Below are 13,600 nucleotides of genomic sequence, written 5' to 3'. Positions count from 1 at the left end.
TCAGCTCCCTTTGCTGCTGGAAGGGGTGCTCCTGGGAGCCTTTCCCTCGAGCTCCTCCGCCGCGAGACTGGGCACGCCGCGGAGCGGGTCTTCCTGCCTCGCGAGTGAGAGCAGGGCGTCGCGCTCGCTCCCATCCAATGTCAACGCGCGGGCAACGTGGATGGCGGCGAGGCCCGCGGGCGGAAGCTCGTCGGTGGCGGAGTTTTCTCTTCCGGTGCGGATGTAGTCGAGGAACGGCGGGCCGTGTTCCTCGAGCGCGGAGACCAGCTGGTCGCGTACGCGGGAAAGCTTCGCGCCCTCAGCGGCGCCGAGGAGGAGGACCGCGACGTCCAGGTCGAGCTCGCCGGCGGTCCCCTCGGGCGCCTGCGCGAGGAGCGCGAGAGCCGACCACGGCTTGCGCAGCGCCTCGCGCTCGACCATACGGGCCTTGCGCTCGGGCGCCCCTGCGATGGCGGTGATCTCGGCTAGGGCGTCGCCTCCGGTGAGGGTCTCGAAGCTCGCGAGGAAGCCAGGCGGCAGCGTTTCGCTTTGGGACACACGCTTTACGTAGCCGCTCGGGTCCCCGGCGCCGACGAGCTTGACCAGTCGGGCGTAGGTGAGCGCCACCCTCAAGTGAGCGCCACCGAGAGGAAGCCGGTCCGCAAGCCACAGAGCTTCCTCCGCACGGCCTGCGCCCGCGAGAGCGGTGGCGCGCAGCTCGAACGATTTGACGATGTCGGCGGGCGAGACCTGGACGAGCCTCTCGTAGGCGCGCACCGCCTCGCTCCAGCGCCTCGCGCGCAGGTGGTGCCTTGCGCCCAGGCGGAGCAACCACGGGTTGTAGGGGTGATCGGCGAGGAGGCGGAGGACCAGAGCCTCCGACTCCGCTGCCGGGAGGAGGCGGGCAAGGAGGAAGCCGTTCTCGGGCGTCGGGTCGCGGTCGAACCGCGCGCGGTACGCGGGGATGTGGTCAGCCTTGGTGGTGCCTCGTCGATTCTGCTCGCCGATGTGCACCTGGACTGCATCGTCATCGCCCATGACCGAGAGGTGCTCCGTGGTGGAGGGGTTCAAACCAACGGCGAAGACGGTCGTCGCGAGGATGGCCAGCGACGCCACGGCGAGCAGGGGCACCCAACGGCGCGTCTTCGGAGGGGCGGCGTGCGCCATGTCACCAGCCTTGCCCGAGCGCCCCAGCGGGGCAAGCCGTTTCGCCGCGTGCCGAGATGAGGCTTCTCGCGGGCTTGAGCGTCCCCGTCCGGCCGATAGGACGCTCAGTGATGGAGAAGTTTCCCCGGCGTATGGATCTCCATGGTTGAATAGTGGTCAGATCGGCCATGGCCCCGAAGCAACCGAGGGCGTTGGCGATCCGACCTACGGTGCGGGCGGATCTCGACGAAGGCCGTTCGATCCACGGGTAGAACAAGTACATGAAGTTGAAATTCACGTCGGAGAAGACGGTATGTTTCCAGTTGTTGCGGTTGGTGTGATCGTAGTCCCTCTGTTCGCCTTCGCGGTCCTCACCATCACCATCCTCAAGCTGCGTACGGTGGTACCCACCAACATGGTGCACATCGTCCAGTCGAAGGCGGGAGCCGTCTCCTACGGCCGCAGCAGCAAGTCTGGCAACGTCTACTACGCCTGGCCGAGTTGGCTCCCGATCATCGGTGTCGTCGTCAGCCGCCTGCCTGAAGCCAACTTCAGCGTCAGCCTCACGGACTACGAGGCGTACGATTCCCGCCGTCTGCCCTTCGTGGTGGACGTAACGTCGTTCTTCCGCATCAGCGATTCGTCGATGGCAGCTACGCGGATCGACCATTACCAGGAGCTCGCCAATCAGTTGAAGGCCATCCTTCAGGGTTCCGTGCGACGCATCCTGGCAACCCACACCCTCGAGGAGATCATGGAAGCCCGCGGATCCCTTGGGCAAGCGTTCACCGGAGAGGTGGATTCTCAGCTCAGGGAGTGGGGCGTGACGACCGTGAAGACCATCGAGTTCATGGACATCCGGGATGCGAGGGGCTCCGAGGTCATCTCCAAGATCATGGAGAAGGACAAATCCCGTATCGACAAGGAGTCCCGTGTAGCGGTGGCGGAGAACAACCGGGCCGCGGAAGCAGCCGAGATCGAGGCTTCCCGGGAGATCGAGCTTCGTCAGCAGGAGAAGAAGCAGCAGATCGGCATCCGTACCGCGGAGCAGGAGCGCATCGTCGGTATCGAGCGGGAGAAGGCCAAGCAGGAGGTCCAGGCCTCCGCCAAGACCACCGCCGAGCGGGAGATGGAGGTCATGAAGGTCCAGGAGGTTAAGAAGGCCGAGATCCAGAAGGAGACCGCCATCATCGCCGCGCGGAGGGCCGCTGAGATGCAGGTGGTCGACGCGGAGGCAGCGCGCAAGGTCGTCGAGCTCAAGGCGGAGGGCGAGCTGGCGGCGACGATGAGGGAAGCGGAAGGAATCGCGGCCAAGGCGGAGGGCGCGCTGGCGGCGACGATGAGGGAAGCGGAAGGCATCGCGGCCAAGGGCAAGGCAAACGCCGAGGCCCAGGAAAAGATGCTGATGGCGCCAGTCACCGCGCAGATCACCTTGGCCGAGAAGATCGGCAAGGACGAGGGCTACCAGAAGTACCTGGTGACCATCGAGCAGGTGAAGGCCGACCAAGCCGTGGGCATCGCGCTGGCCCAGGCGATGTCCGCAGCGAAGATGACCATCGTCGCCAACGGTTCCGATGTGCAGAGCGGGGCCCGGTCGCTGATGGACACCTTCGGCGCCAAGCTCGGCTCGAACATCGTCCAGCTCCTCGAGACGGTCACCGCGACGGACAAGGGTCGGGCGGCAGTCAACAGCGTCCTCCCCGAGGTACGTGACTGAGCCAGGGGATGGTGAAGCGGGTCGAACGGTAGTCGCAGGTGGGAGAGTTCGACGGACCGTGGGAGTCCGTACTCTCTGGTGGGGGTGTATCCAGCAGATGGAGACATCCTCCTCCCCTCTGCCGCACCAGGACGCTCGCGGTCGTATGAGCGCGTGCGCGCTACCGTGATTCCTTCATGGGTTGACGAATCACCGTTTTCCAGCGGCTCGGGTCGGCTTTTCGGATGTCGGACAGGTAGATCTCGTGGTGCTTGCCCCGCAAGCTGCCGTTCGCGGCAATGTACTCGTGCACGCGTGCGATCGTCGGGCCTTCCTCGGAGAACGGCCCGAGGTGCATAGTCTGTGCGCACACGCCTTCGTCGAACGTCTCGAAGCGCAGCAGGTCGAGATCGGCGAGCGGCTTCTTGCGCCGAACGTCCCCGATAGCGGTCTCGACCGTCTCTCGGTCGACCAGGTCGGGCTGCAAGATCATCATCGTCCACTTCCAGTCGGCCTTCCTCTCGACTGAGAACGACGCCATGTCGTCGGCCCACCAGAGCCCCTCGAGCGGCATGACGCCGTAGTCGGTGCCTTCCGATCCACGCTTGACGGCGAACTTGATCGTGTACGAGACGCTGTACAGGCACTCGACGGCGCGCTGGTAGGCGGGAGCCGTGTTCGGGTCTCCGTGGCCGTCGATCATCAGGTACCGGAGCGGAGGCACGACGACCCGAACCACATTCTTGGATGGCGGCGCGTACAGGTCTTTGAGCGTCTTCTTGTAGTCGAGCTTCGTCATCGTTTCCTCGCGGGCATTTGAGGAGCGCACGTAGCCCGATACCACGTGTCGCCTGGCGTCCACTACGACGGCCTTGCGATCCCGCGGAGGTTGCCGCGCGTTCGCAGGCCCCCCGTGGAGCGAGCAGGCGACAACCACCCTGGCCTACGGAAACCGCCGATCCTCCGCGCGCACTTCATCCACTCAAAAGCACCCTCCGTCGTTCGCTTTGCTCCCAGCCGAAAGAGCGAGCAGGGCCGCATGATGGTCAAGTGGTGCGCGAAAATTGCCCCATGAATACTTTGAAGCAAGCTGGCGGCTGCGTGCAGATGGATAGATTGATGACTCGGCAATTCCACTGACCCCGCATGGCCGTCAAACGTCAAGCTCGCGTCGTGGATGGATTGGAGCCAGAAATGGATGAAGTACGAGTCGAGCAGTCGAGCTTTCAGATGCCGCCGCACGAGGGGTTCACCGTCACGCACTTTCTCACCGTGTCCGACCTCGATCGATCCGTTCAGTTCTACGAAAAGGTGTTCGGCGGCAAAGTCGTGAGCAGAGGCGACAAGGAAGGCGCGCCGCCGTACATCAAGATCGCAAACACTTGGCTTATTCTCAACGTCGGGGGCGGTCCAACACCCGACAAGCCGACCGTGACGCTCCGACCCCCTCCCGACCCTGATGAGGTCAGTAGCTTCATGAATATCCGCGTCGCAGATATTCATGCGTGCTATAGACTCTGGCGGAGTAGGGGAGCGACGTTTCTTACAGAACCAATAGAGAAGTACGGCGAGACGCGATGCTACATCCGCGATCCCGACGGTTACATCATAGAAATCGGGCAGAGCAAACCCGGCTTCCAGTATGGCTAACCGAAAGCTCGAGTGGCGAGAGGCGGTGGAGCATCGCGAGGAAGGCGAGCGGTGCAGCGGGAGAGCTTGGCGACGAGGCCCGCACCTCGAGTTGCCCGAACGCTACCTGTACTTCCTCGTGGGGGCTGCATGACCAGCACCTTCATCGGCCCCGACGGATTGGCGCGTTGCCGATGGAGCGCGGCCGCCCCGGAGTTCCTCGAGTACCACGACCACGAGTGGGGATTCCCCGTTGCAGACGATCGCCGGCTCTTCGAGAAGCTGAGCCTCGAGGGCTTTCAGTCTGGGTTGAGCTGGCGGACGATCCTCTCAAAGCGCGAAGCTTTTCGACGCGCGTTTCACGGCTTCGACTTCGATCGAATCGCTCGGTTCACCGAGCGCGACGTCGAGCGGCTCCTCGGCGACGAAGGCATCGTTCGACATCGTGGCAAGATCGAAGCCGTCATCAACAACGCGCAGAAGGCCAAGGAGCTCGTGAAGAAGGAAGGCTCGTTGGCAGCCTTCGTCTGGGCGTACGAGCCAACGTCACATCGCCCAGAGCACGCGCAGACCCAGTCGACCTCGCAGGAGTCGAACGCGCTCTCCGATGCGCTGAAGAAGCTCGGGTGGAAGTTCGTGGGCCCGACGACCGTCTACGCCTTCATGCAGGCGATGGGGCTTCTCAACGACCACATCCCGGAGTGCGTGATCTGGCCCCAAGTCGAGCGAGCGCGAGAGGCGTTCGAGCGGCCCACGCCTCGTACTCCGAGCTCGAAGTAGTCGCGCGCAGAGAGGAAGATGCGCTCGATCTCGAGCGCCGCCTGAATCGGCTTGTGGACGATCTCCCCGACGTCAGCCGGATCGAGACCCGGCGGTCCGAGCTCGACGTTCCGGGTGCGTCTGCCATTGTACCGTTCCCAACACCCTCGAGCGTCGAGCGTCGTGCTCTCGACGAGCCCGCTCGTCACGACGCGCCGGTCGCTTGGTGAGCGACGCGTGCCGTGGGTACGATGCGGCGGCGCTGCCAAGCTCGATCTGACTGGCATGCGCGGCGAATCGGTAGACTCGCCCGGGGGATGGCGATGAACGGTACTGGCGAATTCGTGCGCTCGACGAGCGCGCATCTCGATGCGTCCGAGTTGCTCAAACAGCCTTTCACCGAACTGCTTTCCGTGTCGCCGGATGCCGCCACGGCTTTGGCACCTCTCGGCATCAAGACGATCTTCGATCTCGGCTGCTCGCGGCTCTTCGCCGCCGCGCGCGTCGCCGCGTTCGCGAAGGACGAGATGGGGGCTGCCGCCCAGTACGGAATGGCGCCCGGCGACCTGTTGGACGATGCGATCGCGATCGAGTCGGTGGAGGCGATGGGCACGCTGCCTCTCGCTGCGCTCCGCATGCTCGACCCGGCTCAAGCCGCGGCGATCAGCCAGGCGTTGAACGTCACGACCCTTCGCGACTTCGCGCAGTGGCCTCCCTATCTATTCGCCAAGCGACTCGTGAGCGGCTCAATTGGCGGCAGCATGGACGACCGGGACGCGATCCTGACCGAGAAGCTGCGCCCGACCTTTGGCGAGTTTCCGACGGAGCGCGTCTACTACACGACACTCGTCATGCTGCAGATGAACGAGACGACGGGGCAGGGAACGAGGCCACTCGACGGTGGCGTCTCGCTCGACGCGGTGCTCGCCGATCGGAACGGCTTCACGAAGCCCGCCATCGGCGCGCTGATGACGTACTCACAGTCGTGGTACGCGCAGGGAATCACGTTCGGTCACCTCCTGCATTCGCTCGCCCTCGCTCCAGGAGAGGCGACCCGCATCGCGATCGTCGACTGGGCTCGTCGAACGAGCGCGACATCGTCGGAAACCATCAGCGAGACCGAGGAGCTCGCCTCCGCGGCGCTTCACACGCGTGCGCTCAGCGAAGTCCAGGACGCTGTAGCGAGCGAAATGCAAGAAGGCGGATCGACCTCCTCCTCCCATGCGGATTCCACGAGCTACAGCGCGCAAGCTTCCGTCGGAACGGGCTTTCTGACCAGTCTCTGGGCGAGCGGGGACGCCTCGGGGTCGTTGCAGGGGGCCACGACGGACACGACGGCGAGCTCCTCCTCGTGGTCGGTGGGCAATCGCTCGGTGGCGGCTTCCATGCAGCAGAACATCAACGACCGCACGGAGCAGCACAGCACGTCGGTCCGCAATCGCCGCGCGACCGCGGTGCGCGAGGTCTCACAGAGCGAACACGAGCAGGTCAGCACCCGCATCGTGGCGAACTACAACCACATGCACGCGCTGACGATTCAATACTACGAGATCGTTCAGGTGTATCGGGTGGCGACGCGCTTGCATCGAGCCGAGCGCTGTCTCTTCATTCCGATGGAGCGCCTCGACTTCGCCGGCCCCTTGGGTGCGCAATACGTCGAGCGCTTCCGCGGTGCTCTCGGGCGCGCGGCGCTGAACCGCCGCGCGCTCGAGCTCTTGCTCGACGACACGTCTGCCGTCGAAATCAGCGCAACGAGCTCGCGCATCGTCGTGCCCTCTGGACGTCCCGATCTGGTGAAGATGAGTGCCGTTCTTCGTGCAAGCATGATCGCGAAGAGCGAGCCGACGGCCGCGGCGACGGTCGCGCCTGCCACGGCTACCGAGGTCCCGCCCGAAACTGTAGGGATTCGTGTGCGTGCCTGGGACCGAGCCGAGCTCGCCAGCGCTTCGCGCTTCGTCGCGCGCCCTATCGTGCGACCCGGCTCCGACTCGTTGTTCGTGCCGGATGAAACCGAGCTCCTCGCGATCAGCTTCGAGGGCGTCACGGTGACCAATCTGCGCCTCGATCGCGTCGACTCGGCTGCCGCGGACGTCGATCTCACGGTCGTGAATGGCCGCGTCGATCTCCCAGCGGGCGTGCGCATGGGTGAGCTCGATGGGATCTACGCGTCGCGTAGCGAAGGGAGTCAGGGATCGGGCCAGATGACCTTGTTGTGCGCCTATCTCGGCCGCCGTTTCACGCTGCCCTCCGTGCCAGTGGAGCTCGGCACGGCCGTCACTCAGGTCGCGAAGTTCCGCACCGACCAGGCTGATCGTAGACGCGAGCTCTTGGCCCATCTGCAGGCCAACAACGCGCATTATGCGCAGGCCATCGCCCGGTCCCTCGACAGTGCGACGCTCGTGCTCCTGCTCAGCGAATTCACTTGGAACGGTCGCCCCGTGATCGATCAGGTCGAGCCCAAGGTGCTCACTGTGGCCGGCAACTTCCTCGTCCTGCGCGCCCCCGTCGATCCCGATGAGCCTTCGGGGGTGACGGAAGACGGGCGCCAGGCGACGTGGAGCGACCTGTTGAAGAACCGAGGCTTCGACTTTGGAGTCGAGCCGGATTCGCGCGTCATCCCCATTCCCACGAATGGAGTGTTCGCCGAGGCGGTGCTGGGTCGATCCAACAGCGCCGAGAAGCTCGAGTACACGCGCTTCTGGAACTGGCAGGACTCTCCGATCCCGCTCACACTGCCAGAGATCGCGCCGGTCTCGACCGGCTCGCGCGCCACCTCGGAGGACCTCCGACCGGGACAGCTCGGTCAGCCCGTGCTCAACATCGTCACGCCGACGTCGTTGCCCGATCCGGCCGGGCTCGGAGCGGTGCTCACGGCCGTGTCGAACGGAAACATGTTCCGCGACATGAGCGGCTTGGCCGGCACGCAGAATCTCGCGGGTCAAGTGGCGCAGGGCACGATCGACGCTGCGACTGCGGCCGCCGAGGTCGCGAGCTCGAACATGCGCGCCGAGATGCAGAAGTCGGTAGCGATGGGTCAGATCGCGGCGGACATCGTGAAGGCGGCGCTCGGTGCGCCGTCGAGCGGGGGCGCCAATCAGAGCGTCACTGCGGAAGCCGCGCGGGTCGCACACGGCGAAAAACGCGACGCGGCTGCGGCGAGCGCTGCCGCGGGGGCCGACGGCAGCGTTCCGATCGGCGGCGGCGGCGGCGGGAGCGGAGGCGGGGAGAGCGGGGCGGGGACGTCGGCGCCGATAGCGGGCGCGATTGGGGGTGACGGCGCCGCGGCGTTCAACAAGGCCCTCTACGGTCCGCTCGGCATGCCCGCGGGCGACCTGGTCAAGACGGCCCTCAAGGGCGGCGCGGCCGATGGCGGGGGAGGAGGTGGTGGTGGTGGTGGCGCCGCGATGGGCGGCGGCGCGGCACCGGTCCCCGTTCCGGCGTGGGCCGACGCGATCGATCCGTTCCCTCCCCCTGGGGTCGTCAATCTCGTGCGCAACGACCCTTCGATGACCACGGCGTTCGCGCCTGTCACCGTCAGCACGGCGAACCATCTCTGCGCGGGACTGGCCGACGTCACAGGCGCTCCGGCGAGCGCGGCGTTCGCCGGCCTTCACGAGGAGGAGATGGTCTTCGTCGGCAGTCTCATGAAACTCTGCGTGATGTACGCGGCGTTCGCGCTGCGAGAACGAGTGCAGGCGTTCGTCGATGCGGCGAAGGCGAACGGTGAGCCCTTCGCGGCGCCCGCGATCTTCGGGGTCATCGAGAACGCGTGGCGACCGAAGCTCAAGGCGATGTTCCCCACGAAGTCGACGACGAGCTTTGGGAACAACCAGGACGTGACCGTTCCCAAATTCGACCGGATCTTCACGGTCTCTCCGACGGGAGTGGTCGACTTCTCAATCACCTCACCCATGGTCTCCGACGCGAGCATCGATGCCGTCGGCGAGAACGGAGCTCCGACCGGCCTGTTCCACGAATGGATGCGCACGATGATGCGCTGGTCGAACAATCAAGCAGCGAGCAATTGCATCCTCGCGCTTGGCTACTTCTATCTCAACGGAGTGCTCGCCCGGTCCGGATACTTCGATGCGGCGACGAGCAAAGGCCTGTGGATCTCCGGAGACTACGACGGTCACGACTGGGTAAGGAACGCAGCGGAGAAGGCCTCGAACGCAGCGGGGATCGCCCTCACACCTCGGTGGGCCACGGCGCAAGGGCGCAGCAAGAGCAACTTCGTCGGCAACGCGTTGCAGGTGTCGCGACTTCTTACCGCGATGGCGAATGGGAAGCTCCTGAGTAGCTCCTCGTCGACCGAGATGCGTGCGCTCATGAATCAGATGGGTGGTGGCATCGGCAGTTACGCACGAACCGCCCTCACCGCTGTGGGGCGAGCGCCGGACACGCTCGCCTCGAAGATCGGCTTCGGCGACGACAGCTTCAGTCACGACTGCGCGATCATCGAACGTACGGTCGGCGGAAAACTCCTCCGCTACGTCGCCGTCGTGTTCGGCTCGGCGCCCGCGCAGGCTCGACAGGATCTCTCCGATCTCTTCGTGCTGCTCGACTCCGCGGTGGTTGCACGGCACCCGTGACACTCACCGCACCCTCCCACAGGAGGTCCACGAGGGCGGATCAAGCCCACTTCGGCCCTTACCCACGCAGGAACTCCCTCATCGGACCTACTGCCAGCGCGTGCGCAGGCGCCCCGAGGAGCGAGCAGGCGGCAATCTCCCTGGCAAGGGGAACCGGCGAGCCTCCGCGCGCACTTCATCCACGAAAAAGCAGCTCTCCTTCGTTCGCTCCTCTCCCAGCCGAAGAAGCGAGCAGGGCGGCGCGTTCGTGGACCTAGCGGCGAACATCATATGGAAATCCAGCGATCCATCGAGTCGTAAGACGGCCGTCGATCCAAAGCCACTGCAAGAGAGCTGATCTTCGGTGGTCCCGGGGTGCGCGAGGTCGAGTCCGAGCTGCATCGGGGCTCCCGGCAAGCAAGCGGGTGCCGACGATCTGCGGCACTCGCGGTTCGAGGAAGACGGTCTTGTCGTCCGCTGGTGCCACCAGCGATCGCAGGACACGCCGCCAGAATACCGCCGTGATGCCGGCCGAGCGACGCCGAGCTCGAGCGCCGACGGATGTGGAGGGACCGATCGTATGGAGCTGCTCCCCGGTCGTGTCGAGCGCAGCTACTTCGACACCTGGCCCTCCCCGATCCAGCCCTTGCGGCGGAAAAACCGGATCAGCCCGACGACGGTGACGATGCAGATCAGCCAGAAGAGCGCGTAGCCCCACTCCCAGTTCAGCTCGGGCATCACCTTGAAGTTCATGCCAAACACGCCCGCGAGGAAGGTGATCGGGATGAAGATCGTGGCGATGATTGTGAGGACCTTCATCACTTCGTTCATCCGGTACGAGACTGCGGACAGGTAGAGCTCGATCATGCCGGAGGCCATGTCACGGTAGGTCTCGATCACGTCGATCAGCTGGACCGAGTGCTCGTGCACATCCCGAAGATAGGTGCGCACCGTCGACGAGAGGTTCGGGGAATCGCTGGATTGCAGGTCGTGGATCATCAACCGAATCGGCCAGATCATCCGCCGAAGCTCCAGCAGCTTTCGCCTGACGGAGTGGAGCTCCCCCGAGAGTGCGGTGGTTGGCTCTTCGATGATCCGATCCTCCAGCGTCTCCAAGAGGTCACCGTAGTGCTCGACCACCGGGAAGATGTGATCGATCAGGGCGTCGAGGATCGAATAGAGGAGAAAGCCGGCGTCACCCTGTCGCAGGGTGGAGCCTGATGCTTGGATACGCTGCCGGATCGTCGACCACGCCTCGGCGCCGTCCGGTTCCTCCTGGAAGGTGAGGAGCATGTTCCCATAGAAGAAGACGCTGACCTGACCCGAGGTGAACTTGCCGTCCACCTGCCGGAACATGCTGGCGACGATGAACTGAAAGTCGGGATATGGCTCGACCCTGGGGCGTTGCGGGACCTTCAGTGCGTCCTCGGCCGCGAGCGTGTGGAAGCCGTAGGCTTGGCGAAATCGGTTGATGACCTGGGGATGGAGGCCAGCCACGTTCACCCACCGCACCGCCGACCACTCGGGCCTGGGCCGCGAGAGGAAGGCCTCCAGGTCCGGAACGTCGAAGGCGCTCGCGCGGTCGGGCCCATAGTCGACGCAGCTGATCGAGACGGCACCTGGCTCAGGGGGTACGTCGACGAGCGGCGTGCTCTCGATCCCAGCGGGGGACCCGGGGAAGGTCGGGCCTGGCAGGCGCACCCTGCGCCTCCGACGTTTGGGCCTGTCGGAGCGCGCGCTCCTGGCCTTGCCGCGAGGATCCGAAGTGGCGTCCTGGAGGTCAGGGGTGCCGCCGGGCGGGAGGGATCGCTTGTCGTTCTTCGTTGGTCCGGGTCGCATTCTCTCCATTCTAACCAGGCCGGCGTTCTCCGTTTCGCGCCCTCGACTCGCGCAGTAGGACGACGGCCCCTGGAACCTTTGGTCCCGGAGCCGCGCGCTCGCACGTCTCCCGCGAGAGACGACTCGTCACGAAGAGTGTCGCTGCTGCTGAGGATCCGCCTGCACGGCCCGCTCACGGCGGGCGAGCTGGCCGAGCGCCCGCAGCTTTCACAACCCACGGTGTCCCGCGGAGCTCGCGCTCCGGTGCGCGCACTCGCTGTGTAAGTCTTACGGTCGATTTGCTCGTTGTTGCCGGAGCGCGACGTTCCTCACTCTTCGATCGTCAGGGAAGGGACTGCCCCTCGGCCAGCGTCGCGAGGATCGCCGCCATTCGCTTCGCGCGCGTCTCGGGGCGCTTCGCGGTCTGGAGGCGATGGTAAATGCTGTAGACCTCCTGGCGCTTGAGCGTCGCGAAGAACTTCTTGGCGGCGGGGCTCTCGTCGAGCGCGCGAAGGAAGTCGTCGGGTAGCTCGATCTCGGCCGAGCCCGCGTAGGCCTGCTCCCAGCGCCCATCGGCGCGGGCAGCCTCGACGTGGACCAAGCCTGAGGGCTGCATTCGGCCCTCGGCGATGAGGCGCTCGGCGTGCTCCCAGTTCTTCTTTGACCAGCTCGACTTCGAACGACGCGGCGTGATTCGCTGTAGGAACGATATCTCGTCGAGCGACCGCTTCGCACCGTCGATCCATCCCCACGCGAGGCAGGCGACGACGCAGTCCTGCCAAGTCACCGACGGCGTTCCCGTGTCTTTCTTGAAGATGCGCACCCAGAGCTCGCGCTCCTTGTCGTGGTTCGCCTCGAGCCACGTCTCCAACTCGCGGGGCGACGCAAACGTGAGTGCACCGTCCGTCATCGCTGCCGCACTTTCACGAGGATGAGTGACGATGCTCGTGAGAAAGACGAAGGGGCGCTGATCAGGCTGTACGCGAGCGGGCGCGGCATGTCTGCCTCCTGTTGAAGGAGCTTTGCGGTTCAGGAGTCCTTGTAGGGGATAGTGACGTCGAGCACCCAAGTCACTCCGAATCTGTCCTTGAGCATCCCATAGAGCGAAGACGGGGACAGTGCCTACGTCAGGTCAGCCAAGAACGACGCGAGCAGCTCACCGAGGCGCTCGGGCTGATCGAACGGAAGGCCGTGGCCGGCGTCTCGCACCTGCTCGATGCGTACGCATGGGTTGATGCCGCACAGCTCCGTTGCCATCTCGAGCGTGACGACGGGGCTGTCGCCGATGACGAGCAGGGTCGGGACGTCGATCGCGCGCACTACCTCGCGATAGTCGGGGTTTGGCGGCGTGAGCACGTCGAAGGCGCTCAGGCAGGTTTTTAGTCTGGCCTCGGCTTGGAGCTCGATGAGCTCGGGCGAACGCCGCGGGCTCCGGGCCCGCGCCTGCGCGACGAGCTCAGACTTCTGGAATCCGAGGGCTTGGCGGTGTTGTTCGGCGACGTCGCTCGCATGGACCTCGCGTTGGCGCTCGGGGCTCAAGAACGTCGGGTCGACCAGGACGAGGGCGCGGAGCTGCCCCTCTCCCCGACTCGCCGCAACGGCAGCGGTCATGCCGCCCATGGAGTGGCCGACTAGGACCGGATACGAGAGCTCCAGCCCGCGGATCAGGTCCACGACGTCGCTCGCGAGATCGCCGTATCGATAACCCAGATTCGGCGCGCTCGAATCGCCGTGTCCTCTGGCATCGGGCATGACGACATCGAACTCACCCTCGAGTGCGCGCGCCACGGGAGTCCAGCAGGCGCCGCTACCCATCAAGCCGTGAAGCATGACGACAGGAGGCTTGGCGCCTCCGGTTCGGAGGTAGTGGATGTCGATACCGCTCGCTTTGCAGACGGCGCTGCTCCAGGTCGTCATGTAACTCCTTCTGCGAGGGACTCTACTCCGTTCCTTGTTGGTGAGGCGCGCCCGTTGCGGCTGGCTAGTTCTTCGTCAGCGCACG

At 65.2% G+C, this 13,600-nt stretch carries 9 protein-coding genes; 4 read left to right on the top strand and 5 right to left on the bottom strand.

Going from position 1 to position 13,600, the window contains the following annotated elements:
• Positions 1-1,146 (bottom strand): tetratricopeptide repeat protein, encoded by a 1,146-nt coding sequence (locus tag AKJ08_RS19960; protein ID WP_050726859.1) that lies wholly within the window; start codon positions 1,144-1,146, stop codon positions 1-3.
• Here AKJ08_RS19960 and AKJ08_RS15265 point away from each other — a divergent pair.
• Complete coding sequence (locus AKJ08_RS15265; protein ID WP_205624738.1) at positions 1,145-2,842, top strand: SPFH domain-containing protein; 1,698 nt, start codon at positions 1,145-1,147, stop codon at positions 2,840-2,842. The genes AKJ08_RS19960 and AKJ08_RS15265 overlap by 2 nt on opposite strands.
• Positions 2,843-3,002: 160 nt before the next feature.
• Here the strand turns inward: AKJ08_RS15265 and AKJ08_RS15260 are convergent, their stop codons facing one another.
• Positions 3,003-3,620, bottom strand: coding sequence for a GyrI-like domain-containing protein (locus AKJ08_RS15260; RefSeq protein ID WP_050726857.1), 618 nt, complete (start codon positions 3,618-3,620; stop codon positions 3,003-3,005).
• A 395-nt stretch (positions 3,621-4,015) separates the two neighbouring features.
• On the opposite strand from AKJ08_RS15260, the gene AKJ08_RS15255 reads away from it, so the two are divergent.
• From AKJ08_RS15255 to AKJ08_RS15245, 3 genes are all read left to right on the top strand, one after another.
• Entirely contained in the window at positions 4,016-4,471 is a 456-nt protein-coding gene (locus AKJ08_RS15255) for a VOC family protein (protein WP_050726856.1), read from the top strand.
• A 129-nt stretch (positions 4,472-4,600) separates the two neighbouring features.
• Entirely contained in the window at positions 4,601-5,230 is a 630-nt protein-coding gene (locus AKJ08_RS15250) for a DNA-3-methyladenine glycosylase I (RefSeq protein ID WP_050726855.1), read from the top strand.
• 302 nt (positions 5,231-5,532) lie between these two features.
• Positions 5,533-9,801 carry a serine hydrolase gene (locus AKJ08_RS15245; protein WP_157370741.1) on the top strand — a complete coding sequence of 1,423 codons (4,269 nt, stop codon included), beginning with the start codon at positions 5,533-5,535 and terminating at the stop codon, positions 9,799-9,801.
• 591 nt (positions 9,802-10,392) lie between these two features.
• On the opposite strand, the gene corA is transcribed toward AKJ08_RS15245, so the two are convergent.
• From corA to AKJ08_RS15230, 3 genes are all read right to left on the bottom strand, one after another.
• Positions 10,393-11,481: a magnesium/cobalt transporter CorA gene (gene corA, locus AKJ08_RS15240; protein WP_169788849.1), complete on the bottom strand. Its 1,089-nt coding sequence runs from the start codon at positions 11,479-11,481 to the stop codon at positions 10,393-10,395.
• A 460-nt stretch (positions 11,482-11,941) separates the two neighbouring features.
• Entirely contained in the window at positions 11,942-12,508 is a 567-nt protein-coding gene (locus tag AKJ08_RS15235) for a YdeI/OmpD-associated family protein (RefSeq protein WP_050726852.1), read from the bottom strand.
• A gap of 212 nt (positions 12,509-12,720) precedes the next feature.
• Positions 12,721-13,515: an alpha/beta fold hydrolase gene (locus AKJ08_RS15230; RefSeq protein ID WP_050726851.1), complete on the bottom strand. Its 795-nt coding sequence runs from the start codon at positions 13,513-13,515 to the stop codon at positions 12,721-12,723.
• Between the last annotated feature and the right edge of the window lie 85 nt (positions 13,516-13,600).

The sequence above is a fragment of the Vulgatibacter incomptus genome (assembly GCF_001263175.1).
GTDB lineage: Bacteria > Myxococcota > Myxococcia > Myxococcales > Vulgatibacteraceae > Vulgatibacter > Vulgatibacter incomptus.
Note: the sequence above shows the minus strand (reverse complement) of the source record. Positions and strands in the feature narration are given on the sequence as shown.